We start from the raw sequence: 230 nt of genomic DNA, 5'->3' as shown, positions 1-230 counted from the left end.
ATATCGATCCGGCGTGCCGGTTTGCCCCCCGGTTCGCCTGCGGCAGCATCCCGCCAATCGGCGTCTGGCGCAAGGCGCCCGGTAGTGGTATTGTGAGGAAAAAATGGTGCCCAGAGGCGGATTCGAAGCGAAGGAAATCTGGCTTTGTTTCCAAATAGTTGACGCCCACACAAGAGCAGGGATAGCCAACAAAAATACCAACAAAATATTTCTGTGGATTGGTTCGGTTC

General features: G+C 53.9%; 1 protein-coding gene. It reads right to left on the bottom strand.

Translation table 11 applies throughout. The features are described 5' to 3' along the window. On the bottom strand, positions 1-230 hold a 230-nt coding region (locus tag EN781_RS34985), incomplete at both ends, for a hypothetical protein (RefSeq protein WP_210213524.1).

The organism is Mesorhizobium sp. M4A.F.Ca.ET.090.04.2.1, from assembly GCF_003999085.1.
In the GTDB taxonomy this organism is placed as follows: Bacteria; Pseudomonadota; Alphaproteobacteria; order Rhizobiales; family Rhizobiaceae; genus Mesorhizobium.
The sequence above is the reverse complement of the archived record's forward strand: the minus strand, read 5'-3'. Positions and strand labels throughout refer to the sequence as shown.